This is a genomic window from Thermoactinospora rubra (genome assembly GCF_002093975.1).
Taxonomy (GTDB): domain Bacteria; phylum Actinomycetota; class Actinomycetes; order Streptosporangiales; family Streptosporangiaceae; genus Nonomuraea; species Nonomuraea rubra_A.
In genome coordinates this window covers 33937-57511 of sequence record NZ_KZ084336.1, presented here as the reverse complement: position 1 = coordinate 57511, position 23575 = coordinate 33937, and the positions used below count along the sequence as shown (strand labels likewise).

The 23575-nt window shown below is 75.0% G+C and carries 19 protein-coding genes; 7 read left to right on the top strand and 12 right to left on the bottom strand.

What is annotated here, in order from left to right; all coding sequences use genetic code 11:
* The first annotated feature begins 196 nt into the window (after window positions 1-196).
* Window positions 197-469 carry a hypothetical protein gene (locus BSB02_RS15305; RefSeq protein WP_084959517.1) on the top strand — a complete coding sequence of 91 codons (273 nt, stop codon included), beginning with the start codon at window positions 197-199 and terminating at the stop codon, window positions 467-469.
* A gap of 20 nt (window positions 470-489) precedes the next feature.
* Here the strand turns inward: BSB02_RS15305 and BSB02_RS15300 are convergent, their stop codons facing one another.
* Window positions 490-684, bottom strand: a complete 195-nt coding sequence (locus tag BSB02_RS15300) for a DUF3046 domain-containing protein (RefSeq protein WP_084959516.1) — start codon at window positions 682-684, stop codon at window positions 490-492.
* A 36-nt stretch (window positions 685-720) separates the two neighbouring features.
* Here BSB02_RS15300 and BSB02_RS39605 point away from each other — a divergent pair, with 36 nt between their 5' ends.
* Window positions 721-915: a hypothetical protein gene (locus BSB02_RS39605; protein ID WP_143590698.1), complete on the top strand. Its 195-nt coding sequence runs from the start codon at window positions 721-723 to the stop codon at window positions 913-915.
* A 14-nt stretch (window positions 916-929) separates the two neighbouring features.
* Here the strand turns inward: BSB02_RS39605 and BSB02_RS15295 are convergent, their stop codons facing one another.
* Entirely contained in the window at window positions 930-1421 is a 492-nt protein-coding gene (locus BSB02_RS15295; RefSeq protein ID WP_084959466.1) for a VOC family protein, read from the bottom strand.
* 206 nt (window positions 1422-1627) lie between these two features.
* On the opposite strand from BSB02_RS15295, the gene BSB02_RS15290 reads away from it, so the two are divergent.
* Window positions 1628-6502 carry an ATP-dependent helicase gene (locus BSB02_RS15290; protein ID WP_084959515.1) on the top strand — a complete coding sequence of 1625 codons (4875 nt, stop codon included), beginning with the start codon at window positions 1628-1630 and terminating at the stop codon, window positions 6500-6502.
* Window positions 6503-6610: 108 nt separating this feature from the next.
* Here BSB02_RS15290 and BSB02_RS15285 read toward each other — a convergent pair whose 3' ends face one another.
* The 3 genes from BSB02_RS15285 to BSB02_RS15275 all read right to left on the bottom strand — a co-directional run bounded on the left by BSB02_RS15285 (window position 6611) and on the right by BSB02_RS15275 (window position 11445).
* Window positions 6611-7429, bottom strand: a complete 819-nt coding sequence (locus tag BSB02_RS15285; protein WP_143590710.1) for an alpha/beta hydrolase family protein — start codon at window positions 7427-7429, stop codon at window positions 6611-6613.
* 168 nt (window positions 7430-7597) lie between these two features.
* Window positions 7598-10315, bottom strand: a complete 2718-nt coding sequence (locus tag BSB02_RS15280) for an AAA family ATPase (protein WP_084959465.1) — start codon at window positions 10313-10315, stop codon at window positions 7598-7600.
* Window positions 10316-10359: 44 nt separating this feature from the next.
* A complete protein-coding gene (locus BSB02_RS15275) occupies window positions 10360-11445 on the bottom strand; it encodes a carboxylate-amine ligase (RefSeq protein WP_084959464.1) in 1086 nt (361 codons plus the stop codon).
* A 15-nt stretch (window positions 11446-11460) separates the two neighbouring features.
* Between BSB02_RS15275 and BSB02_RS15270 the strand changes: the two genes are divergently transcribed.
* Window positions 11461-12237, top strand: a complete 777-nt coding sequence (locus BSB02_RS15270) for a phosphotransferase family protein (RefSeq protein ID WP_158088633.1) — start codon at window positions 11461-11463, stop codon at window positions 12235-12237.
* An 81-nt stretch (window positions 12238-12318) separates the two neighbouring features.
* Here BSB02_RS15270 and BSB02_RS15265 read toward each other — a convergent pair whose 3' ends face one another.
* From BSB02_RS15265 to BSB02_RS15240, 6 genes are read right to left on the bottom strand one after another with little or no spacing between them, the layout of a single operon-like run.
* The gene (locus tag BSB02_RS15265) at window positions 12319-12996 is read right to left on the bottom strand and encodes a M15 family metallopeptidase (protein ID WP_240506435.1); all 678 of its coding nucleotides are present in this window, start codon (window positions 12994-12996) and stop codon (window positions 12319-12321) included.
* A gap of 12 nt (window positions 12997-13008) precedes the next feature.
* On the bottom strand, window positions 13009-14061 hold the full coding sequence (locus BSB02_RS15260) for a 2-oxo acid dehydrogenase subunit E2 (RefSeq protein WP_084959462.1): 1053 nt from the start codon (window positions 14059-14061) through the stop codon (window positions 13009-13011).
* Window positions 14054-15019: an alpha-ketoacid dehydrogenase subunit beta gene (locus tag BSB02_RS15255; RefSeq protein WP_084959461.1), complete on the bottom strand. Its 966-nt coding sequence runs from the start codon at window positions 15017-15019 to the stop codon at window positions 14054-14056. The genes BSB02_RS15260 and BSB02_RS15255 overlap by 8 nt, the downstream gene beginning before the upstream one ends.
* Complete coding sequence (locus tag BSB02_RS15250; protein ID WP_240506434.1) at window positions 15016-15924, bottom strand: thiamine pyrophosphate-dependent dehydrogenase E1 component subunit alpha; 909 nt, start codon at window positions 15922-15924, stop codon at window positions 15016-15018. The genes BSB02_RS15255 and BSB02_RS15250 overlap by 4 nt, the downstream gene beginning before the upstream one ends.
* Window positions 15921-17330 carry a condensation domain-containing protein gene (locus BSB02_RS15245; RefSeq protein WP_084959460.1) on the bottom strand — a complete coding sequence of 470 codons (1410 nt, stop codon included), beginning with the start codon at window positions 17328-17330 and terminating at the stop codon, window positions 15921-15923. Before BSB02_RS15245 ends, BSB02_RS15250 begins: the two co-directional genes overlap by 4 nt.
* The gene (locus tag BSB02_RS15240) at window positions 17327-18721 is read right to left on the bottom strand and encodes a class I adenylate-forming enzyme family protein (RefSeq protein ID WP_240506433.1); all 1395 of its coding nucleotides are present in this window, start codon (window positions 18719-18721) and stop codon (window positions 17327-17329) included. The genes BSB02_RS15245 and BSB02_RS15240 overlap by 4 nt, the downstream gene beginning before the upstream one ends.
* 188 nt (window positions 18722-18909) lie before the next feature.
* On the opposite strand from BSB02_RS15240, the gene BSB02_RS15235 reads away from it, so the two are divergent.
* Genes BSB02_RS15235 through BSB02_RS15225 form a run of 3 tightly spaced genes read left to right on the top strand, consistent with a single transcriptional unit; the run spans window position 18910 to window position 22288 of the window.
* On the top strand, window positions 18910-19146 hold the full coding sequence (locus BSB02_RS15235; RefSeq protein WP_143590696.1) for an acyl carrier protein: 237 nt from the start codon (window positions 18910-18912) through the stop codon (window positions 19144-19146).
* Window positions 19143-20423: a condensation domain-containing protein gene (locus BSB02_RS15230; protein WP_084959458.1), complete on the top strand. Its 1281-nt coding sequence runs from the start codon at window positions 19143-19145 to the stop codon at window positions 20421-20423. Before BSB02_RS15235 ends, BSB02_RS15230 begins: the two co-directional genes overlap by 4 nt.
* Window positions 20420-22288, top strand: a complete 1869-nt coding sequence (locus BSB02_RS15225) for a N,N-dimethylformamidase beta subunit family domain-containing protein (protein WP_143590694.1) — start codon at window positions 20420-20422, stop codon at window positions 22286-22288. Before BSB02_RS15230 ends, BSB02_RS15225 begins: the two co-directional genes overlap by 4 nt.
* Window positions 22289-22365: 77 nt before the next feature.
* On the opposite strand, the gene BSB02_RS15220 is transcribed toward BSB02_RS15225, so the two are convergent.
* A complete protein-coding gene (locus BSB02_RS15220) occupies window positions 22366-23514 on the bottom strand; it encodes an ROK family transcriptional regulator (protein ID WP_084959456.1) in 1149 nt (382 codons plus the stop codon).
* Between the last annotated feature and the right edge of the window lie 61 nt (window positions 23515-23575).

Here is a 23575-nt window from a genome sequence, read left to right as displayed (position 1 = left end):
CGAGTCAGTCGTGAGAAAGCTACGGCCTGCGACCGACAATTTCCCGCCGAACCACGGTCCGGCTTCCCTCCATCGTAGCCGAACGGCTGTTCGAGCACACCGGGAACCGTGCTCGAAGTCCCACCCGCCGCCGGACATTCCCGGGCATTCCGCCGGCACTGTTGCCATGGCCGTGACCTGGGGCGATGCTGAGGTCGTGGCGAGCACGTACGCCGAGGAGCGGCGCACCCACCTGCAGGCCCTCGCCGAGTTACTCCCCGGCCATGGGCTCGTCGGCCGCATGGTGGGCGGCGCCGACCCGGTGCTGTGGGCCTGGCATCCGCGCACCGGCCGCCAGACGCTCGTCTTCGCCACGCCCACCCAGCGGGGCTGGCTGTTCCTGTGGTCGCCGGGCGGGCAGGGCACCACCGACGACCTGGAGGCGACGGCGCAGGCGCTGAGGGCCGCGCTGGGCGCGGAGCCCTCCTGACCTTCTTCAGAGGGGTACGGCTAGCGCAGCCGCGGCGAGACCTCCTCCACCTCGCACACCGCGCGCCAGACCTCCTTGGCGCCGATGCCGTCGGCCAGGGCCTGCTCGACGGTCCTTCCCCCAAGTGGAGCCAGGACGTAGTCGCGGGCCCACGACTCGGCGTAGGCGTCGCCGAAGTGGGCGCGCATCCTTCTCCAGAATTCGGTCAGGCGCACCATTCAAGTATGCCGGTGGCGGGTAGGTACTCGCGCATGGCGAAAACCCCGAAACAAGCGCCGCCCAAGTCAGCCAAGAGCAAGGCGGGCCGTGCCAAGCGTCGTCACGTCAACCTGCTCCAGCGCCTGGCCGTACAGAAGGAGAAGGCCGAGCGGTCGGAGCGGCACGCGCAGATCAGGGAGCAGCCGCGAGAGGGCTTCTCCCGCGCGCGCCGGGCCTCCCGCCGGTAGTCACCGCGAAAGCGTCACAGCACGCGAGAGCCGTACATCTCTCCCAGATGGTCGGCGAGCAGCTCCAGCCGGGCGCCGTCGGGGTCCCTGAAGTAAATGGAGGCGCCGCTTTCGATCTGGTGCGGCACGCCGGCCATCTCCAGCTTGCCCCGCAGCCGCTCCCACGTGGCCGGGTCCACCGAGATGGCTATGTGGTGCAGCCCGCCCAGGACCTCGTGGTACGGCCCGAGGTCCAGGCCGGGGAAGTCGAAGAACGCCAGCAGGTTGCCGTTGCCCACGTCGAAGAAGAAGTGGCTGGAGCCCTTGTAGTCGCGGTTCTCGAAGATCTCCGTGAGCGGGAATTCCAGAAGGTCCTGATAGAACCTGACAGTCCGTTCCACGTCCGATGAGACGAGCGCGAAGTGGTGCAGCCCCCGGGCGCTGCTCGACGGGCGGTGGGGCAGGAGATACTGCTGTTTGATGCGTTCGCGCTTCGCCGCTAATGCCGCGTAGTCGATTTCAGTCACCGGCGCTCACCTCGCTTCACCTCCTTCATCTCCGGCCTGCGGGCGCTCAATCCGCGCCGACCGGAATTTCCTTCGCCACGGGCCGCCCGCCCCGGCGGCTCCGCCGAGCGGTTTTTGTCGGTACGGCGGGGCACTATGGGCACGTGAACGAGCTTGTCGAGCCTGATGGCGGCCGGTCCCCCAGCGCGCTGGAGCTGTTCGGCCGGATGACCCGCGAGTGGTTCCGCGGCGCCTTCGCCGCGCCCACGGCCGCCCAGGAGGGGGCGTGGGCGGCCATCGCGCGCGGCGACAACACGCTGGTGGTCGCGCCGACCGGCTCGGGCAAGACGCTCGCGGCCTTCCTGTGGTCGCTCGACAGGCTGGCCGCCGAACAGGCGGGGCCGGAGGGGGCCGCCTCCGCCGTCGCGGACGCCGGGCGCGGCGGAGGCGGGAAGCGGGGAAGGCGGCGGGCCGAGCCGCCGCGCCGGTGCAGGGTGCTGTATGTCTCGCCGCTCAAGGCGCTGGCCGTCGACGTGGAGCGCAACCTGCGGGCCCCGCTGACCGGGCTGCGGCAGACGGCCAGGCGGCTGGGCCTGCCGGTGCCCGACATCTCGGTGGCCATCCGCTCGGGCGACACCCCGGCCGAGGACCGCAGGCGGTTCGCGGCCAAGCCCGCCGACATCCTCATCACCACGCCGGAGTCGCTGTTCCTGCTGCTCACGAGCCAGGCGAGGGAGGCGCTGCGCGGGGTCGAGACCGTGATCGTCGACGAGGTGCACGCCGTCGCCGCCACCAAGCGGGGGGCGCACCTGGCCCTCAGCCTGGAGCGGCTCGACGCGCTGCTGGAGCGGCCCGCCCAGCGGATCGGCCTGTCGGCCACCGTGCGCCCGGTGAGCGAGGTCGCCGCGTTCCTCGGCGGCGTGCGCCCGGCGACCGTGGTGCAGCCGCCCGCCGACAAGCGGATCGAGGTCGAGGTGGTCGTGCCGGTGGAGGACATGACCGAGCTCGTCGCGTCGCCCGAGCAGGTGGAGGCCGGTTTCGCGGAGCCCGCACGCAAGTCGATCTGGCCGCACGTGGAGGAGCGGCTGTTCGACCTCATCGAGGCGCATCGCTCGACGATCGTGTTCGCCAACTCGCGCAGGCTCGCCGAGCGGCTGTGCACGCGGCTCAACGAGCTGGCCTATGAGCGGGCCCGGGGCGCCGAGACGGTCGACCTGTCGATCTGGGAGACGCCTGGCGACGGGACAACGGACGCCGGGGCCGGGCAGGCGGGCGGCGGGGGCGTGCGGGGTCCGGGAGCCAGGCGGCCTCCGGCCGACATGATGGCGCAGGCCGGCACCGCCAAGGGCGTGGTCACCGAGGTCGTGCGGGCCCACCACGGGTCGGTGTCCAAGGAGGAGCGCGCCCACATCGAGGAGGCGCTGAAGTCCGGGCGCCTGCCCGCCGTCGTGGCCACCTCCAGCCTGGAGCTCGGCATCGACATGGGCGCCGTCGACCTGGTGGCCTGCGTGGAGGCGCCGCCCAGCGTGGCGAGCGGCCTGCAGCGCATCGGCCGGGCCGGGCACCAGGTGGGCGCGGTGTCCAGGGGCGTCATCTTCCCGAAGTACCGCGGCGACCTCATCCAGACGGCCGTCGTCGCCGAGCGGATGAAGACCGGCCAGATCGAGGAGATGCGCTACCCGCGCAACCCGCTCGACGTGCTCGCCCAGCAGATCGTCGCCATGGTGGCGATGGACGACTGGACCGTGGAGGAGCTGGAGTCGGTGGTGAAGCGGGCGGCGCCGTACTCCACCCTGCCCCGCAGCGCGCTGGAGGCCACCCTCGACATGCTGGCGGGGCGGTATCCCAGCGAGGAGTTCGCCGAGCTGCGGCCCCGCATCGTGTGGGACCGCGTCACCGGCACGCTCCAGGGCCGTCCCGGCGCGCAACGGCTGGCGGTCACCAACGGCGGCACCATCCCCGACCGCGGGCTGTTCGGCGTCTTCCTCGTGGGCGAGAGGTCCTCGCGGGTGGGCGAGCTGGATGAGGAGATGGTCTACGAGTCGCGGGCGGGCGACGTGTTCGTGCTCGGCGCGACCTCGTGGCGGATCGAGGACATCACGGCCGACCGCGTGACCGTCTCACCGGCTCCCGGCCAGCCGGGCAAGCTGCCGTTCTGGCACGGCGACACGCAGGGGCGTCCCGCCGAGCTGGGCAAGGCGATCGGGTCGTTCCTGCGCGAGCTGTCGGCCGAAGCGGGCGACGACCTGGGACAGCCGGCGGAAGGCGGCGGCCGTTCCGCGGAAGGCCGGGCGGTCGACCGGCTGCGCGCCGCCGGGCTCGACGACCACGCGGTCGACAACCTCCTGGCCTACCTGCGCGAGCAGCGCGAGGCCACCGGCTACGTCCCCGACGACCGGACCCTGCTGGTCGAGCGCTTCCACGACGAGCTGGGCGACTGGCGCGTGGTGATCCACTCACCGTACGGCGCGCGCGTCCACGCCCCGTGGGCGCTGGCGATCAACCGGAGGCTGCGCGAGCGCTACGGCCTGGACGTGCAGGCCATCCACTCCGACGACGGCATCGTCCTGCGCATCCCCGACACGCTGGGCGACCCGCCCTCCGACGTGGCGGCCTTCGACCCGGAGGAGATCGAGCGGATCGTGGTCGAGGAGCTGGGCGGCTCGGCGATGTTCGCCTCGCGGTTCCGCGAGTGCGCGGCGCGCGCGTTGCTGCTGCCCCGCCGTACCCCGGGGAAGCGGACCCCGCTGTGGCAGCAACGGCAGCGGGCGGCGCACCTGCTGGGCGTGGCGAGCCAGTACGCCTCCTTCCCGGTGGTGCTGGAGACCATGCGCGAGTGCCTGCAGGACGTCTTCGACGTCCCGGGCCTGGTGCAGCTCATGCGCGACATCGCCGCGCGGAAGGTGCGCGTGGTGGAGGTGGAGACCTCGCAGGCCTCGCCGTTCGCCGCCTCGCTGCTGTTCCACTACATCGGCGCGTTCATGTACGAAGGCGACGCGCCGCTGGCCGAGCGCCGCGCCCAGGCGCTGGCGCTGGACACGACGCTGCTGGCGGAGCTGCTGGGCCAGGCCGACCTGCGCGAGCTGCTCGACCCCGACGTGATCGCCGACACCGAGCGGGAGCTGGCCAGGCTCGACCGGCCGCTGCGCGACGCGGAGGACCTGGCCGACCTGCTGCGCTCGCACGGCCCGCTGCTGGCCGCCGACGTGAGCGTGCGCTCGGGCGATCCGGCCTGGCTGGAGGAGCTGGAGCGGGCCAGGCGCGCGATCCGGGTGCGGATCGCGGGCGAGGAGCAGTGGACGGCGATCGAGGACGCGGCCCGGCTGCGCGACGCCCTCGGCGTGCCGTTGCCCGTCGGCGTGCCGCACGTGTTCCTGGAGCCGGTGCCCGACCCGCTGGCGGACCTGGTGGCCCGGCACGCCCGCACCCGGGGTCCCTTCCCGGCCGGTACGGCTGCCGCCAGGTTCGGGCTGGGCGTCGCGGTGGTCGCCGACACCCTGCGCAGGCTGGCCGCCTCCGGCCGGGTGGTGAGCGGCGAGTTCCGGCCCGGGGGACGCGGCGAGGAGTGGTGCGACGCGGGCGTGCTGCGGATGCTGCGCCGCCGGTCGCTGGCGCGGCTGCGCAAGGAGGTCGAGCCGGTCTCCCCCGAGACGCTGGCGCGGTTCCTGCCGGCCTGGCACGGCGTCACCGGCTCCTCCGAGACCCAGGGGTACGGCCCGGCGGCGGGCCGCGCGGCCGAGCGGAGCGGGAGCGGGGTGTCGCCGGCCCGTTCGATGGACGCGCTGGTCAACGCCATCGAGCAGCTCCAGGGGGCGGCCGTGCCCGCCTCGGCGCTGGAGACGCTGGTGCTGCCCTCGCGGGTGCCGGGCTACCATCCGGCGCTGCTCGACGAGCTGACGGCCTCCGGCGAGGTGGTGTGGGCGGGCCAGGGCTCGCTGCCGGGCGGCGACGGGTGGGTGGCGCTGTACTTCGCCGACACCGCCCCGCTCCTGCTGCCGTCTCCGGCGGAGATCACGATGACGCCGTTGCACGAGCGGGTGCTCGACGCGCTGGCGGGCGGCGGGGCGCTGTTCTTCCGCGGGCTGTCGGAGCGCGTCGGCTCGCCCGACGACCCGGTGCTGGTGACGGCGTTGTGGGATCTCGTGTGGGCGGGCCGGGTGTCCGGCGACACGCTGGCCCCGCTGCGGGCCGTGCTGGGGTCGGGGCGCCCGGCGCACCGGCCGGCGGCGACCCGGCGGCGCAGGGCGGTGCTGCCCACCCGCAGCGGCCCGCCGACGGTCGCCGGGCGGTGGTGGCTGCTGCCCGAGCCCGCGGCCGACGCCACGCTGCGGGCGCAGGCGCAGGCCGAGGTGCTGCTGGAGCGGCACGGGGTGGTGACACGCGGCGCGGTGACCGCCGAGCGGCTCTCGGGCGGGTACTCGGGTGTCTACCAGGTGCTCCGCGCCTACGAGGAGAGCGGGAGGTGCCGCCGCGGCTACTTCGTCGAGGGGCTGGGCGGCGCCCAGTTCGCCCTGCCGGGGGCCGTGGACCGCATGCGGGCCATGGGGCCCGGCCCCGCGGCGTCCCCGTCGGCGGAAGGGCCGGACCCGGTGAGCATGCCCGGCGCGCAGGCAGGCCCCTGGGCCGGTACGGCTGGCACGGCGGGCACCGCTGGCGTGGCGGGCACCGCTGGCGTGGCGGGCACGGCTGGCGTGGCGGGCACGGCGGGCACGGCGGGCGGGCGGGGCGGTGAGGCGCGCCGGGCCGTGGTGCTGGCCGCCGCCGACCCGGCCAACCCCTACGGTGCGGCCCTGCCCTGGCCGGCCCACCCCGGCGACGTGGCGCACAAGCCGGGACGCAAGGCGGGCGCCCTGGTGGTGCTGGTCGACGGCTTCCTGGTGCTCTACGTCGAGCGGGGCGGCAAGACCCTCCTGTCGTTCGCCGACGACGAGCGGCTCCGTCCCGCCGTCGACGCCCTGGCGCTGGCCGTACGGGACGGGGCCCTGGGAAAGCTGACGGTCGAGCGGGCCGACGGCGAGCGGATCGCCGACTCCCCGCTGGCGGCGGCGCTGGAGGCGGCGGGCTTCCATCCCACCCCGCGGGGGCTGCGCCTGAGATCGTGAAGCCCTCCGGGAACGCGATGGCACGTTCAGGGCCTGAACGTGCCATTGGGAGGCGCGAAAAGGTGCGGGGGCGGCGGGAGCCGTCCCCGCACCGCGAGGCGGGCGACGCTACGACAGCGGGCAGGTCTGCCGGTACTCCTCCACCGCCGAGCCGTCGGGCCCGGGGCACAGGAACGGGTCGTAGCGCACGTCGTCGTCCACGAACCGCTTCAGCCAGGACACCATCGACTTGGCCATGGTGGTGTTGGTGGTGTTGGGGAAGAAGTGGGACGCGCCGTTGAGCTCCAGGTAGGCCTTCTCCGAGGAGGCCGGGATGGAGGCGTAGAACAGCTCGGAGTGCGTGGACACGGGCGCGACGCTGTCGCTCTCACCACCGATGATCATGGTCGGCACGCGGACGCCCGACCAGTTCTTCGTGGTGTGCCACGGCGCCAGGGGCACCGCCGCCTGCAGGGACGGCCGGCTGTCGGCCGCCTCCAGGCTGCCGCCGCCGCCCATCGAGTGCCCGGCCACGGCCAGCCGCGAGGCGTCGACGCGGCCGCGGACCGAGCTGCGCTGGGTGAGGTAGTCCAGCGCGGCCAGCAGTTGGCGGCCGCGGCTGGCGGGCTGGTCGTAGCGGCTGAGCGTGTCGATGCCGATGACGACGAAGCCGTGGGAGGCGATGCGGGGGCCGAGCCAGTCGAGGCTGCTCCACGAGGCGGTGTACCCGGGCGAGATGGCGATCCCGCCGAAGGTGCCCTGGCTGGTGTCGGTCGGGTAGTAGATCACGCCGCCGCCGAAGCCGCTGACGCTCAGCCGCGAGACGGTGGTGGAGGCGGTCGCGAAGGGGCCGCGCGGGGCCTCCAGGAGGGCGTCGGTGGGGTCGGGCCCGCGCTGGTAGGGGTTGAGCGCGGCGTGCGCGGGGGATGCGGCGAGCCCGGCGAGCATGAGCAGGGCGAGCCAGAGCGCGGCGAGCGCCTTGCGGCGCGGTCGCCTCACGAGGTGGGGGGTCACATGTGCTCCTGACGCTCGGGAGCCTTCACGGCTCCGCTTGACCGATGTGAGCGTCAGTGTCTGAGCGGGCGGCAGAGCCGCGCATCGGTGAAATCACCTGTCTCAGGGGAGCAGGCGGGCCAGCTCGACCCGGGACCGGATGCCGAGCGTGACGAAGACGTTGCGCAGGTGGTGCTCGACGGTCCGGGGGCTGAGGTGCAGGGCGGCGGCGATCTCGCGGTTGGTGGCGCCCTCGGCGACCATGCGGGCGATCCGGAGCTGCTGGGCGGTGAGCCGGCCGGTGGACTGGATCCCGTTTCCCGGCTGCCGGGCGGCGGTCTCTCCCTCGCCGGGCTGGCCGCCGTTGACCCGGGCGCCCGCGGCGCGCAGCTCCGCCCGCGCCTGCTCGGCCCACAGCCGGGCCTCCAGCCCCGCGAACGTCTCCAGCGCCGCGCTCAGCTGCTCGCGTGCCGCTCCCGGCCGGCGGTTGCGCCGCAGGGCTCTGCCGTACAGGAGCCTCGTGCGGGCCGCCTCGAACGCGCACGACCCGCGCTCGTGCAGGTCCAGCGCCTCCCGGTACAGGCCGTCGGCCGCGTCGGGCGGGGCGAGCAGGGCGCGGCAGCGTACGGCGAGCGCGAGCCGGTCGGGGCTGCCCGTGCTGGCCGACCAGCGGTCCAGCGCGCCGAGCAGGCCGTGCGCGGGCTCCGGGCGCCCGGTCCGCGCGGCGGCCTCGACCAGCAGGGGCGTGGCCATGACGCGGACGGTGAGGTGGTCGTGCCGGGTGCGCAGGATCAGCCGCCGCAGCGCGTCGGCGGGGCGTCCGGCGGCGAGGTCCAGGTGGGCGAGCGCCCAGGTGCCGATCGCGCCGGCCAGGCCCAGGCCGTGCGCCTCGGCCAGGGCCAGGGCCGAGGTCGCGCGGGTACGGCAGGCCGCCTCGTCCCCCTGGACGGCGTCGGTCAGGGCGAGCCAGGCCAGGTGCTCGGCGACGGCGTTGGGCTGCCCGGCCTGCTCGGCCAGGCGCAGCCCTTCCAGCGCGTTGCGGGCGATCGCGGCGTAGCGCCCGGCCCAGACCTCGGCGTGGTTGAGCGTTTCCAGCGCCCACGGGATGAGCGACAGCGCCCCCTCGGCCCGGGCCTCGGCGATGGCCCGCGTCGCCAGCGCGGCGGCCCGCCGGTCCTCCCCCAGCAGCAGCCCGGCGATCACGGCGCGCACGAGGATGGCCGGGCCGCGCACCAGGCGGGCGCGCTCGACGACGCGGCGCAGCAGGTCGTCGGCTTCCCGGTGGCGGCCGGCCAGGGTGGCGGCCACGCCGCCCAGGTAGTCGGCGAGCAGGTGCACCACCGGCCCGTCCTCGGGCGCGCGGGCGGCGGCCACGCGGTCCGCGATGGCCGCGAAACCGCGCCCGTCGCCCGCGCGGTAGCAAGCCTCGGCCGCCTTGACCAGGGCGCACAGCCCCTGGGCGCGGTCGGCGGCGAGCAGGTGGGAGGCGGCGGCGAGCAGCTCGTCCCTGGCCGCGGCGGTCGCCCCGCCGTACAGCTCCAGGCCGCCGCGCAGGAGCTCGGCCCGGCCGAGGACGTCCAGCGGCGGGTTGCGGGCGTGTGCCCGGCCCAGCAGGGCCTGCGCGTGGGCGGCGCGTCCGGCGGAGACGGCCCGCCGGGCGGCGGCGATCAGGTGCCGCGCCTGGGCGGCGGGCGCGGTGGCCAGCTCGGCGGCCCGCTCCAGCGCCTCGACGGGGTCGACGCCGTCGCCGGGCGAGCGGGCGGCGAGGGCGGCGGCGGCCAGCTCGTCGGCGAGCCGGTCCGGCGGCCCGTCGAGGGCGACCGCGCGGTGCCAGGCCCGCCGTAACCGGTCGGCGTCACCGGACAGGGCGGCGGCCAGGGCGCGGTGGGCGCGCCGCCGCCGCGACACCGACGCGCCCCGGTAGATCACCGACCTCATGCCGGGCTCCGGGAACCCGAACCCCTGCGCGCCCAGGCGGACGATCCCGGCGTCCTCGGCCGGTTCGAGCGCGTCGAGCAGGCCGTACGGCCCGGCCGCCCGGACCAGCGTGGCCGGGTCCAGCGCCGGGTCGGCGGCGATGAGCAGCAGCAGCCAGCGGGTGAGCGAGGGCAGGCCGGCCAGCCGGGCGGCGTGCGCGGACCACAGCCTGCCGTGCCGGGGCAGCGAGTCGGGCGGCGGCGCCGTGCCCGCGAGCTGCTCGGCCGTCAGCGCGGCGGCCAGCTCGGTGAGGGCGAGCGGGTTGCCCTGGGCGAAGGCCAGCAGCGCCGCGCGCAGGTCCGGTCCCGGCGGAGCGGGAGCCGCCTCGTCCAGCAGGGCGCCGGCCGAGCGCGGGTCGAGCGGGCCGAGCGCGAGCGCGGGCACGCCCTCCAGGGCGGGCAGGTCCCGCGGGTCGCCGCCGAACAGCACCGCCAGCCGCTCCCCCGCCGCCCGCCGGGCCGCGAAGCACAGCGCCTCCCGGCTGGCGGCGTCGAGCAGGTGGGCGTCGTCCACGCAGACCAGGACGGGCCGGTCGCCCGCGGTGAGCAGGTCCAGCACCGCCGCGTGCAGGGCCAGCCCGGGCGGCGCGGCCCACACCGGGACGGCGCCGAGTGCCTCCCGGGCCGGGCGGCACAGCGGCCGCAGCAGCGCGTGCAGGCCCGAGTACGGCAGCTCACGCTCGGCGGCGACGCCCCGCACACGTAACACCGTGAAGCCGCCGGCCAGCCGTTCCGCGTCCAGCAGCATGGTGCTCTTGCCCGAGCCCGAGGTGCCGAGCACAAGCAACGAGCCTCCGGCGCCGCGGCGCGCGCCCTCCACCAGCGACCGCAGCGCCTCCCGCTCGGCGTCGCGCCCGTGGACCATGCCCCACAGTGTCGCCCCGCCGGCAGCGCCCGGGAAGGCCCAGTTCAGGCCTGCGAGGCCTCGATGAGGTCGTCCACGACGCCGGCCAGCCCGCCGCCCCAGCCGAAGGCGCGGCGCTGCCGTACCGCTCCCGAGCCCCGCAGGACGAGCAGCTCCAGCCCCTCCTCGACGAACTCCGCGTCGCCCGCGTCCTCCAGCGCCGGCCGTACGTGCTCCAGCAGGCGGCGGGCCATGTCGGCGGCGGGCACCAGGCCGCCGCCCCACAGGTCCAGGCTCTCGCCCTGGATGCCGTCGCGGGCGGCGCGCCAGTAGGCGGCCCGCAGCACCTCCGGCGAGATCGGCGGCCCCAGGTCGCCGCGCGCGACGTGGGCCAGCGCGGTCACCACGAGGGCGCGGATGAGGCCCACGATGGTGAGGCTGTCGTTGACGTCGAGCGGCACGTCGGCGACGCGCACCTCCACGGTGGGCAGGTTGGGCGAGGGCCGGGCGTCCCAGAAGACGGTCTTGCGGTCCATGACCGCGCCGGACTCCTCCAGCGCCGCGAGGGCCAGCTCGTAGTCGGCGAAGCTCGGGAAGTACGGCGGGGCGCCCGAGACCGGCCAGCGGCTCCAGCTGATCACCCGCCAGGAGGCGTAGCCGGTGTCGCGGCCGACGAAGAACGGCGAGTTGGCGGCCAGCGCGATCAGCGTGGGCAGCCAGGGCCGCAGGTGGTTGCCGACGAAGACGGCGTGCTCGGGGTCGGGCACGTCGACGTGGACGTGCAGGGCGCAGATGCTGATCTCGTCGTGCAGCGCGCGGTACAGCACCCGGCCCTGCTCGTAGCGCGGCCCGTCGCTGAGCGGCACCGGCACCACGTCGCCCAGCACGGGGATGCCGCTGGCCACCACGGCCAGGCCGCACTCGCGGGCGGCCCTGGCGACCTCGCGGCGGGCGGCGCGCAGCCGGGCTCCGACCTGCGACAGGTCGGCGGAGGGCGGCGTGCGTGCCTCCACCTGGAAGCGGGTGATCTCCTGCGTCAGATCCATGACCTGGGCGGCCGCCGCCAGCACCTCGGCGGCTCGGGGGGTCACGTGACGGGTCTGGGGATCGACGACGAGGTACTCCTCTTCGATCCCGATTTTGGCGGTCACATAGGTTTTGTTCCCGTGTATCCGTCTCGACTCACCCTGGGCGAGGGCTGGGACCACGTGGTCTACGACACCGGCGACGGCCTGATCGCCCGCGTGCGCAAGGAGCCGGACCCCGAGGCCGTGCGGCGCGAGGCGACCCTGCTGGCGGCCCTGGCGCGGGTGGCGACCCTGCCGGTCCCCGAGGTGGTCGAGGCCGACCCGGCGCGCGGCGTGCTGGTGGTGCGCAAGCTGCCCGGCGTGCCGCTGAGCGAGCGGCCCGCCCACGATCCGGTACGGCTGGCCGCGGTGCTGGGCGAGTTCCTCAGCGCGCTGCACCGCAGCGGGCTGGAGGCCCCGGCGGTCTCCGGCACGCTGCCCGGCCTGCTGCGCCGGGCCGGGCACGACTACCGCGAGATCGCCACGCGGCTCCCGGCCGGGGCGCGCCGGGCGGTGGAGGCCTTCCTGTCCGCCGCGCCGCCCGAGGAGGCGGCCGTCGCGGCGTTCTGCCACAACGACCTGGGCGACGAGCACGTGCTGCTGGAGGCGGGCGAGGTCACGGGCGTCATCGACTGGAGCGACGCGGCCGTGGGCGACCCGGCGCGGGACTTCGCGCTGCTCTACCGGGACCTGGGGCCGGAGTTCTGCGAGCTGCTGGCGGCGCACTACGCCGGGGAGTACTCGCGCGAGCGCGCCGCCTTCTACGCGCGGTGCACTCTGCTGGGGGACATCGCGTACGGCATGCGCACCGGCGAGCGGCGGTACGCCGAGGAGGGGCTGGCGCTGCTGGACCGCACGATGGCCGGAGCGGCCTAGGCGGCCTGAGCGGGCCCCGGACGCGATTGCCGGAGCGGGCCTGAACCCGACAGCCTGAGGCCGGGCCCCGGCACGAGGAGCTTAGAACGGGGCCCGGATCGGGCCGTAGAGGGCGGCGGGCGCGCCGGTGGCCAGCGCCCAGTAGCGGTCGCCGTAGGACCAGTGCCACCACTCGGTGGGGTAGTTGACCAGGCCGACGGACTCCAGCGCGGCGGCCAGGATCTTGCGGTGGTGGCGGGCGTCGTCGGAGATGGCGGGCGCGGCGGTGTAGCAGGCGCCGCCGCTCTGCTCGGGCGTGGCGTTGATCTCGGTGCCCATGTCGTACTCGGTGCCGTCGGGCGCGCACAGGGTCAGGTCGACCGCGGCTCCCGCGGTGTGCGGGGCGACCTGGACCGGCGAGACGTAGCGGCTGGCCGCCGCATGGAGCTCCTCGGGCGACATTTCCGGAAATGTCGCCCGCAGCGTGGCGGTGTATTCGTCGAAGATCTCCTGCTGTGTCGCGACCGGCCGGTACCCCTCCACGATGAGCAGGTGGAAGCCGTCCGGCAGCAGGCGCTCGGCCCGCTCCAGCCGGTCCAGCAGGCCTGCCCTCAGGTGCGCGTACGCCCCCGCCGGATCGGCCATCCGGCCGTCGACGCGCAGCCGGCCGCGCGCGTCGGCCAGGGGCTCACCGGACTCCGCCACGGGGACGGCCGCCACCCTCGGGTCGGAGATGAGCACGATGTCGTCCCGGTCGTCCCGCATCCAGTCGTCCCCCATGGGGAGCAATTGTCACACAGGCCCCCAGTCGAGCCGTTCGGCGGCCGTCTTGAGCGCGCTCATGAAGCGTGCGGCGTCGCGGCCGTTGATCAGGCGATGGTCGTAGGCCAGGCCGATGTCGGCGTGGACGCCGTCGTACGGGGCGGTCACGGCCAGGGCGCAGGCCGTGCCGGGGAAGACGAACGGGATCGCCATGACCACGCCGCCGTCGGTGTGCAGCGTGACGACGAAGTTGGCGCCCGCGAGGTCGGCCTCCCTGAACTCGCCGGTGGCGGCCGACATGCGGTGCTTCATCAGCGTCGTGGCGATGTCCTTGACGCTGCGGCGGGCCGCGTCGTGGACCACCGGGACGAACAGGCCCTCCCCCACGTCGACGGTGACGCCGATGTCCGGGGCGGCAGGCAGCAGGGCCCGGGTGCCCTCGAGGCGGGCGAAGAAGAGCGGGAAGTCGGCATGCAGGCCCGCGACGAGGTGCACGAAGACCTCGGCGAGACCGACCGGCCTCCTGACGTGCTTGGTCGCCGCGGCGGCGTAGGCGAGGGCCCGGGTCAGGTCCATGCGTACGACGAGGTAGGCCGCGGGGATCGTGCGGTGCGACAGCTCGACCGCCCGCGCGACGGCGCGCTGCACCCGCGAGAGGTCCTGGCCGGCGCCCACGAGCCGTTCCAGGTCGGCGCGCCTGACGACCTCGAGGCCGAGCGCTCGCACCTGCTCCAGGCCGATGCCGTGCTCGTCCATGAAGGCCCGGGCGGGGGCGGTGAGGAGTGGCCCGCCGTCCGGGGCGCCGGGCTCGGCCGTACGGCTCGCCGTGGACGGGGTGTCGCCGGGGGCGGAGGGGCCGGTGATGGCGGCGAGCACGTCGTCGGGGCGGCACCACACGCCGGGCGGAACGGCCTGGCGGAGCACCCCAGAAGCCCCGGCGGGCAGCTCCTCGGCGGCCTTCGACGTCTCCACCAGCACCACGGCGTCGCCGGCCGCCACCTCCGCGCCGTCCGGGACCAGCCACTCGACGACCAGGTACTCCGCGTCGTTGGCGTTCAGCTTGGGGACACGCAGCTCAGCCACGCACGGCCTCCCTGATGGCGCGATGGATCGCCGCCTCGCTCACGAGCACCTCGCGCTCCAGATGCGGCGCGGCAGGGATGATCGAGGCGGCCGAGTGGACGAGCCCCACCGGGCGGGCCAGGCGCGGCCACAGCCGCGAGTGCACCACGTGCGCGACCTCGGCCCCCCACGTGCCGCCCGCCGTGCCCTCCTCCACCACGAAGACGTACGGCGCCGCCGGGACGTCCGCCTCGAAGGGATACAGCCGCGAGGGCACGAGCAGCGTGCAGACGATCTCCTCCTCCAGCAGCAGGGACCGCATGGCGGCCATGACGCGGTGCGCGACCCCGCCGCCCGCGACGATCACACAGTCCGGCGAGTCCTCCAGCGACACCCTGGCCACCCCGTCGCTCACCGACACCGAGAACGGCGGCTCGACGGCGTGCATGGGGCGCGTGTAGAGCACCTTGTCCTCGAAGAACACGCACGGCTCGGCCCGCGCGAGCATCTCCTCGAACACGGCCAGGCAGTCGTGGAAGGGCGACATCTCATACAGCGCCAGGTCCGGTATCCCGACGAAGTGCTTGTGCGGGCTCTGGCTGTGCGTGGGGCCGTAGCCGCGCCCGCCGCCCACCGGGCAGCGCACCACCATGCGCATCGGGACGCGGAAGCCGTACATGGACACCGACTTGGCGGCGAAGTTCAGCAGCTGGTCGAAGGCCAGCGCGGCGAAGTCGCCGAACATGATCTCGACGATCGCGGCGTCGCCCGACAGGGCCAGCCCGGCCGCCACGCCGGTGATGGCGTTCTCGCTGATGGGCGTGGACAGCACGCGGTCGGGGAAGCGCGTGGACAGGCCGCGAGTGATCTTGAAGGCGCCGCCGTACGGGTCGAGGATGTCCTCGCCGAGCACGTACAGGTCCGGCAGCCCGGCCAGCAGCCCGTGCAGGGCGGCGTTGAGGTTCTCGGCGACCCTCACGGCCGCTCCCACCGGGTCGGGGGGCGGGCCGCCACGTCCGCGGCGACGGCCTCCACGGCCGCCCGCGCCGCGCGTTCCAGCCGCTCCACCTGGTCCGGATGGGCGGCGGCGTAGCGGGCGAGCCAGTCGTCGCGCGCCGGCCGTGGCGGCCGGGTGTCGTCGCCCTTGCTGTGCGGTCCGAGGCGATGGGTGCGGAACTCGGCGATCTGGGGTTCGCCGGCCCGCGCCCGCGCGACCACCGGGGCCAGCGCGCGGCGGATGCGCGGCACGTCGGCGCCCTCCACGAGCAGGTGGCCGACGCCGAAGGCGGCGGCGCGTCCCGCGATGGTGCCGGCCAGGTGGGCCTCGGTGGGCGTGGACTGGGCGATGCCGTTGTGCTCCACGACGACCAGGAGCGGGAGCCGCCACAGCGAGGCGATGTTGAGCGCCTCGTAGACCGCGCCCTCGCCGAAGGTGCCGTCGCCGATGTAGACGCAGGCCAGGCGGCCTGGCTCGGCACGCTTCAGGTGCAGCGCGACCCCGGCCGCCACGGGCAGGCTCTCCCCCTGCACGCCGGTGGACAGGTAGCGGTCGCGGCGGATGTGCTGGCTGCCGCCCACGCCGCCGCACACCGCGCCCTCCCGCCCCATGATCTCGGCCAGCAGGCCCTCGGGGTCGCGGAAGCGGGCCAGGTAGTGGCCGTGGCCGCGGTGGTTGCTGAACACGTGGTCCGCCGGGTCGAGCAGCGGCTCCAGGGCGACGGGGACGTACTCCTGGCCGAGACAGGTGTGCGTGGTGCCGTTGAGCAAGCCCCTGCCGAACAGCTCCAGCAGCTTGTCCTCGAAGGCCCGGATCGTCAGCATGAGCGACAGGTCCTCGTCGGAGAGCCTGGCCGGTTCCACCGCCGCATCCAGCGTGGCGGTCACCTCCTGACCGCCTCGAGCACGCCCGCGATGGTCGGGTTGTCGAAGAAGTCGTCCAGGTCGACCTCCACGCCGAGCCGCTTGCGCATGCGGGCGATGATCTGGGTGATGGTCAGCGAGTGCCCGCCGAGGTCGAAGATGTCGTCGTGCGGCTCGATGGGCGCGAACTTCAGCACCTCCTCCCAGATGGCGGTGATCTCGGCCAGCATCGGGTCGGCCGCGTCCACCGCCCGCGCCGCCGTGCCGCCCTCCTCGACGGGGGCCGTCACGGCGTCGTGGAAGGGCGTGAGGTCCCGCAGCGGCAGGCCGGGATCGGCGCCGATGCGGGCGAGCAGCGCCTTGAGGTCCCGGGCGATCCGCGCCGGGTCCGCCACCTCGGCCGGGGCATGGCGCAGGCTCGCGCGCAGGCCGCCGGGCGAGTCGAGCAGCTGGAGCTGCAGCGCGCCGCGCACCGCGCCGTTGAACGCCAGCCGGTCCACGTGCCAGCCGGGCACCTCGGCGCCGGCCCTGCGGTAGCTCACCGACACGGGAGCCAGCGCGGCGTGCGGCCGGATGCCGGGCACCGCCCGGGCGAGCGGCACCTCGCGGAAGCCGTACACCTGCCGGAGTTCCGCCCGCAGCGTCATCGCGAAGTCCGCGAAAGGTGTGGCGGGGGACGGCGCGGAGAAGACGGGCAGCTCGTTGACGAAGGGCCCGATGCGCCCCTCCTCGGCGGGGGTCCGGGTGGACAGGTCCACCGCGGTCGCCACGCAGGCGTTGCCGTAGGAGGCCAGGAGCGCGTGGAGGGCGGCGAGCAGGACCTCGAACCTGGTCAGCCCGGGCACCGCGGGCAGGTCCAGGCCGAACTCGAGCAGGCCGCCCGCCCCGCCGCCGCGGGAGCGCAGCACCCCGCCGGGCACGACCGTCCCGCCCGGATCGCGCCAGCGCTCCGCCCAGAAGGCCCGCGCCTCCTCCAGCCGCGCGGCGACGCGCTCCCGTTGCGCCGCCGCGTGGTCCACGACCTCCAGCGGCGGCGGCTCGGCGCCCTCGCAGAAGGCGGCCAGGTCGGCGACCAGGACGTCCTTGGAGTGGCCGTCGAAGACCAGGTGGTGGGCCACGACGTGGAGCGTGTCGCCGTCGAGGGCGAAGCGGATCAGCGGCCCGCGTTCCAGGTCGAACGGCTCGGCGGACACCCGATCGGCCAGGCGGGGCGGCACGGCGGCGGGCACCAGGGACGGCACGCCGTCGCGGTCGGCGACGGCGCAGCCGAGCAGCGGGTGGCGCTCCACCAGGCGGGCCACGGCCTTCGCGAGCAGGCCGCGGTCGGGCGGCGCGTCGAAGCGGATGAGGATCGGCATGTGGTAGGCCGATCCGGCGCCCAGCCGCTCGGTGATCCACATTCCGTGCTGGGCGAGCGACACCTCGGTCATCGGACCACCTTCCGGAGAGCCTGCTTGTCGACCTTGCCGCCCTGGTTGCGCGGCAGGGCGGCGAGGGTGGCGAGCTTCACGGGCAGCTCGTGCGGGGCCAGCCGGTCCTTGAGGAAGACGCGCAGCTCCTCGTGGGTCGCCTGGCCGACGTAGGCGACGGCGACGGCCTTGCCGAGCGTCGGGTGCGGCACGCCGAAGGCGGCGGCCTCGGTCACGCCGGGATGCTCGTAGACGGCCTCCTCGACGTGGATGGTGGAGACCTTGAAGGCCCCCGACTTGATGACGTCGCTCTCCCGGTCGACCAGGTAGAGGTAGCCCTCCTCGTCCAGGTAGCCCAGGTCTCCCATGCGCACCCAGCCGCCGCGGAAGACCTCCCGGGTGGCGGCCGAGTCGCCGTAGTAGGCGCGGGTGGCGGCGGGCGAGCGCATCCAGACCTCTCCCGTGGCTCCCGCCGGCAGCGGCGAACCGTCGGCGGCGGCGACCTTCACGGCGCCGCCCTGCGCGGGGCGTCCCACGCTGGAGGGCCGCTCGGGGTCGAAGAGCATGACGGTCTGCGCGGGCGCGGCCTCGGTGGAGGTGTAGTAGTTGGCGATCGTCGCGTGCGGGAAGGCCGCGCCGAGCTCGGCGGCCACCCGGGGCGGCAGGGGCGCCGCGGCCGAGCCGAGCAGCAGGACGCTGGACAGGTCGTGCTCGGCGTGGACGCGGGCGGCGAGCATCTCGACGGCCATGGCGGGGACCACGAAGACCGTGCCGGCCCGGTGGTGCTGGATCATCGCCGCGAACCGGCGGGGCGTGAAGCGGGGCAGGGTGACGACTTCGGGATGCGCGTCCACCGCGTTGACCAGCATCCACTGGCCGGCGTTCGTGCCGATGGGGAAGGCGTGGGCGAGGTGGCGGCTGTGCGCGAACGGCCGCCGCCTGCCGCCGCAGCCGTGGGCGAGGTTGGCGTGGGTGGCGGCGACGCCCTTGGGGCGGCCCGTCGTGCCGGAGGTGTAGAGGATCTGGGCCAGGTCGCCCGGCGCCGGAGGGCCCGCCGATCCCCTGTTCCCGTCTTCCGGCAGCGCGCCGGGGCGCAGGACCGTGGCGGCGCCGCAGTGCGCCAGCATCGCCTCGGCGTCGGCCGGGGCCAGCCGGTCGGACAGGGGTACGGCCACGCCGCCCGCCTTGATCACGCCGAGGAAGGCGACGGCGTACTCCACCCAGTCCCCGTTGCCGAAGACGAGCCCGGCCCGGTCCCCCGGCCGCAGGCCCCCGGCGGCCAGCGCGGCGGCCACGCGCGTGGACCTCGTCTCCCATTCCCCGAACGTCAGCGACCCGGCGCCGTGGACGGTCAGCGCTCGCCGGTCCGGCTCGGCCGTCGCCCGCCTGCGTAATAACTCGGGAAGTGTCACGATCGGCCCCCGGGCTCGGACATGGCTTTTCTAATAGGAAACTTTACTGTTTTATCGCTGGGCGCCAGTCTGGCACGCTGCCGCAATGGAGACAAGCCCGGCGAAGCAGGGCCTTGCGGACAGCCAAGACTCCGTGGAACACTCGAAACAGTTAAGATTCTTTCCTGATTCCGGAAGGGCGTCAGGACGTGATCAGACAACGACTGGCCGCTCTCGTCGAGGAGTCCTCCGACGGCGAGGTGACCGCACGGGAAGCCATGGCCTCGGGCCTGCCGCTGTCGGCGCTCGGCCTGACCTCGATCGCCCGCATGCGGCTGATCGACGCCGTCGAGGCCGAGTTCGGCGTCGAGGTGGACCTGAGCGAGGAGGGCCTGGCCGTCCTCGACGACCTCGACCTGCTGGCCGCGCGCCTGTCGGACCGATGAACGTCGACTTCGCCGCCGGCGACTGCGGGACCGGCCCCTTCACCTGGGGCCAGGAGGCGATCTGGCAGACGATCGAGCGCACCTGGCCCGACGACCACTACTTCAACTTCGGCCAGGTGCTCAAGCTGCCGCGCGCCAGGCACATCCGCGAGGTGGCGGCGGCCGTCGGCGCGCTCGTCGAGCGGCACGGGTCGCTGCGGACGCTCGTGGCCGAACGGCCGGGCACGACGCGGGCGCTGGGCCAGCACCTGGAGGCCCGCGGCCGGCTGCCGGTCGAGGTGGTCGGCGCCGCGCCCCGGGACGTGCTGGACAAGCTCGCCGCCACCCGCTTCGACTACGAGCGGGACTGGCCGCTGCGGGTGGCGCTGGTGACGGAGGGCGACCTGGTCACGCACGTGGTGCTGGTCTTCTGCCACCTGGCAGCGGACGGGTTCGGCGCCGAGATCGCCGTCCGCGACCTGCGGATGTTGCTCGTGCGGGGGCGCGTGCCGGGGCCGCGCCCGCCGCAGCCGCTGGAGCTGGCGCGCTGGCAGGCCGGGCCCGAGGGACGCCGGGTCGCCGCGACCGCCGCGGCGCACTGGGAGCGCGAGCACCGGCGCGTCCCCGCCACGATGTTCGCCGCGTCGAGCCAGGACGCCGCCCGGCCGCCCATCTGGCGGGCGCTGCTCGCCTCCCCGGCGCTCGACCTGGCGGTCCGGGCCGTCGCCTGGCGGCACCGCGTGTCGACCTCGACCGTCCTGCTGGCCGCCACCGCGCAGCTGGCCGCCCGGTACGGCGGGCACCGCACGAGCGCGGTGCTGCCGATCGCGGCCAACAGGTTCAGAAAGGACACGCGCGGCATCGTCAGCACACTCTCCCAGGAGGGGCTGTTCACCCTGGACGTCGACCGCCCCTTCCCCGACCTCCTGCGCCCCGCCGAGGCCGCCGCCGTGCGCGCCTACCGCAGCGCCTACCACGACCCCGCCGACCGCCGGCGCGTCGTCGCCGCCGAGAGCGAGCGGCGCGGCGAGCCGGTCCACCCCGGCTGCTGCTTCAACGACATGCGCCTGGCCGACCCCGGCCCGGCCGACTGCCCGCCCGAGCGGCTCGACGCGGCGCTGGAGCAGACGACCCTGACCTGGCCGCTCAGCCAGGACCGGCTCAACTGCCGGTTCTGCGTCCACGTGTCGGCCGAGGGCGTCTCGCTCACCGCCGACACCCGCTACCTGTCGCGGGCGAGCATGGAGGGCTACCTGCGCGACCTGGAGGGGCTGCTCGTGGAGACCGCCCGCCGATGACCGTGCAGGCCACAGAGCAGGCCACAGGACAGGCCAGAGTGCGGGCTTACGCCGCCGCCACCTCCTGCGCGCAGGGCGAGACCCTCCGCTTCGTCGTGTCCGAGCCCGCGCCGGTCGTCGTCTGCGACGCGACCGACGACCGGGTGGTCTTCACCGGCTCGGCCGGCGAGGACTGGACGCTCCACGTCGGCGCCGACTGGCCGAGCTCGCTCTACCGGGCGCGGTTCGGCCCCGCCGTACCGTGGCCGCGGGGCCTGCCGGGGCAGGCGCCCTGCCCGGACAACGAGGTCTACTTCGTCGTACGGCAGGCCGTCCCGGCCGCGCCCATCCTCCTCAGCGTGCCGTTCACCACGTGGCAGGCCTACAACCGGGCGGGCAGCCCCGGGCAGAGCGTCTACTGGACCGAGTCCCCCGGCCGCGCCCCGGCGGTGACCTTCGACCGGCCAGGCGGCGGCCCGCCGCCCGAGCGGTGGGAGGAGGGCCTGATGCGCTGGCTGCGGCCGGCCGGCTACGACGTCGCCTACTGCTCCAACCTCGACCTCCACGACGGCCTGGACCTGCTGTCCCGGCACCGGCTGCTGATCGTCAACGGGCACGACGAGTACTGGTCGGCGGGCATGCGCGACACGGTGGAGGAGTTCGTCAGGCGCGGCGGCAACGTGGCCTTCTTCTCCGGCAACACCGCCTGGTGGCAGATCCGGCTGGAGGACGGCGGGCGCACGATGGTGTGCCACCGGGACGCCGTGGCCGACCCGGTCGCCGATCCGCGGCTGGCCACGGTCGAGTGGTCGGCGGCGGGCCGCCCGGAGAACACGCTCACGGGGGTGAGCTTCCGCCTGGGCGCGGGCGCCTGGGGACCGTTCATGCCGCGCATGCTGGAGGAGTCCTACACCGCCCGCTTCGCCGGCCACTGGGTCTTCGACGGCACGGGGCTGACCGACGGGGACAAGTTCGGGCAGGGCTGCCTGGGATACGAGACCGACGCGGCCGAGTTCGAGGAGGTCGGCGGCGTGCCGAGGGTCACCTGCCGCGACGGCACGCCCTCGTCGTTCGTGGTGCTGGCCACGGCCGACCTGCGCCACTGGAGCGCCTACGGCCAGGGCGGGATGGCCACGATGGGCGTGTTCACCAGCGGGCTCGGCACGGTCTTCACCGCGGCCACCGTCAACTGGGGCAACACGCTGCACGACCCGGTGGTGGAGCGGATCACCCGCAACGTGATCGACCGCCTGTCCTCCGGCTCCCCCGGCGGCTGGACGACGATCGGCCCGCCCGCCGACCTGCGGGCGCTGGCCGTGCTCGGGCGCACGCTGTACGGCGTGGACGCGGACGGCCGGCTGCTGCGGCGCGAGCTGTGCGGGCAGAACGTACCCTGGGAGCCGCTCGCCGCCGTGGCGGACGTGCGGGGCCTGGCCGTTCCGAGGGAGGCCGCCGCGGGCTGGGGCGTGGGGCTGTACGGCGTGACGGGAGCGGGCGGCCTGCTGCTCCTGGACGGCGAGGGCTGGCGGGAGGTGGGCGACGCGCCGCCGGGAGCCGCCGGGCTGGCGATCGCCGACTGCGCCTTCTACGTCGCCACGGCCGCGGGCGAGCTGTGGCGGCGGGGCTTCGGCGAGCAGTCGTGGACGCCCGCCGGGAGCTGCGCCGGGACCGTGTCGCTGGCCGCGGCCAACGGCCGGCTGTTCGCCCTGACCGCCGACGGCCGCCTGCTGACGGCGCTGCCCGGCGGAACCTGGGAACCGCACGCCCGGGAGGTCCCGGGCCGGGTGCTGGCCGCCCACGCCGGGCTGCTGCTCACCGGCGGCCCCGGCGAGCCGCTGCGGTGGCGGCCGATGCGCCGGCCCGCGGCCCAGGCCGGCTCGTGCTGAAGCGGTTTCAGCGGAACGGGGTCACACGGGACGGATCACACGGGACGGATCACACGGGACGGATCACACGGGACGGATCACACGGTGTCGGAGAACACCTGCTCCCGCGCCTGCTCCAGCGCCGCCGCCAGCGCTCCGCGCAGCACCGGGTTGCCCGGCACCGCCGAGGCCACCACGCTCGGCCTGCTCGGGCACACCTGGGCGACCGCCTCCTCGACCCTGGCGGCCAGGTCCTGGCCGCCGGCCCGGCCGACGTCGCCGCTCAGCACGATGAGCCCGGGATCCAGCACCACGGCCACGGCCGCGACCCCGACGGCGAGGCGGGCGGCCACCGCGTCCAGGAATCCGGGGTGGCCGGCGCGCACCAGCTCGGCCACCGGCCGCGGCGGCAGCCCGTGCTCGGCGGCCAGCTTCGCGAGCGCGTCCTGGCCCACCAGCCGCTGGTAGGAGCCCGACTGCGGCTCGCCGACGTCGATGGGCAGCGGCTCGCCGGGGACGGGCAGCCACCCGATCTCGCCCGCTCCGCCGCTGATCCCGCGGTGCAGCCGCCCGCCGAGCATCACGCCGAGCCCCTGGCCGACGCCCGCCCAGACCACCGCGAAGTCGTCCACCCCGACCGCGGCGCCGTGCCGGTGCTCGGCCAGCGCGACCAGGTTCACGTCGTTCTCGATGGTCACGGAGGCGCCGAGGGTCCGGCGGAGGCTGTCGAGCACGCCCACGTGCCAGGCGGGCAGGTCGTAGGAGAAGCGCACGTCGCCGGTGCGGGGATCGACGACGCCCCTGGTGCCGATGACGAAGGCGCGCAGCTGGGACAGGCTCACCTCGGCGGAGGCGCACGCGCGGCGGACCGCGCTGTGCACGATCTTCACCGGATCGCCGCTGCGCGAGGGGTTGACCGTGACCTCGACCACGATCTTTCCCGTGATGTCGGCCACACCCACGGTCACGCTGTCGGGGAGCACCTCCAGCCCGGCGACGTAGGCGCTGGACGGCACGACGCCGTACAGCGCCGCGCTGGGGCCGCGACCGCTGGCCCGCTCCCCCGCCACCTCGACCAGCCCGCGCTCCTCCAGGCGGGCCAGCAGCTGGCCGGCCGTCACCTTGGACAGGCCGGTGAGCTCGCCCAGCTCGGCACGGGTGAGGGGGCCCTCGGTGAGGAGCAGCTCGAGCGCCGCGCGGTCGTTCAGCCGGCGCAGCAGCCGCGGCACCCCCGGGTTGCGAGCCACGAATCGGGCCCCCTCTCGTCACGATCAGCTAACGACCGTTTCTTTTAAGAAAGTTTCTTGT

Bases quoted from the DNA above. Each gene is read 5' to 3' on its own strand.
- BSB02_RS15245 (WP_084959460.1), bottom strand. From the start codon at position 17,330: ATGACCGAGGTGTCGCTCGCCCAGCACGGAATGTGGATCACCGAGCGG.
- BSB02_RS39605 (WP_143590698.1), top strand. From the start codon at position 721: ATGGCGAAAACCCCGAAACAAGCGCCGCCCAAGTCAGCCAAGAGCAAG.
- BSB02_RS15230 (WP_084959458.1), top strand. From the start codon at position 19,143: ATGAACGTCGACTTCGCCGCCGGCGACTGCGGGACCGGCCCCTTCACC.
- BSB02_RS15265 (WP_240506435.1), bottom strand. From the start codon at position 12,996: ATGGGGGACGACTGGATGCGGGACGACCGGGACGACATCGTGCTCATC.
- BSB02_RS15290 (WP_084959515.1), top strand. From the start codon at position 1,628: ATGACCCGCGAGTGGTTCCGCGGCGCCTTCGCCGCGCCCACGGCCGCC.
- BSB02_RS15225 (WP_143590694.1), top strand. From the start codon at position 20,420: ATGACCGTGCAGGCCACAGAGCAGGCCACAGGACAGGCCAGAGTGCGG.
- BSB02_RS15285 (WP_143590710.1), bottom strand. From the start codon at position 7,429: ATGCTCGCCGGGCTCGCCGCATCCCCCGCGCACGCCGCGCTCAACCCC.
- BSB02_RS15280 (WP_084959465.1), bottom strand. From the start codon at position 10,315: ATGGTCCACGGGCGCGACGCCGAGCGGGAGGCGCTGCGGTCGCTGGTG.